Annotated in this window: 1 protein-coding gene; it reads right to left on the reverse strand. The window is 45.2% G+C overall.

What is annotated here, in order from left to right; genetic code table 11:
- On the reverse strand, positions 1-270 hold a 270-nt coding region (locus AVJ23_RS23240; protein WP_205626916.1), incomplete at both ends, for a hypothetical protein.

Here is a 270-nt window from a genome sequence, read left to right on the forward strand (position 1 = left end):
AGCCAACATATCCTGTAAACCAAATTCTTCATGGCTCCCCAGGTAGCTGAATAACGTGCGTTCATTTTGAGCGACTTTTTGACAAAGCAGTGGCAACAAGATCGCACTTACAGGATGGAGTGGATAACATCCCCTGAACAACTCGATGGCTGAACTCTTATCGAGAACACCTGGCAAAGCATCCTCACTATTTAGAGTGTCGACGACAGAAGCTACATAATCTGAAACATAGCTTGCTTCGGCTTTAGTGAGCTTCTGTGAAAATGCCGC

This window comes from Pseudoponticoccus marisrubri (assembly GCF_001482405.1).
GTDB classification, from domain to species: domain Bacteria; phylum Pseudomonadota; class Alphaproteobacteria; order Rhodobacterales; family Rhodobacteraceae; genus Pseudoponticoccus; species Pseudoponticoccus marisrubri.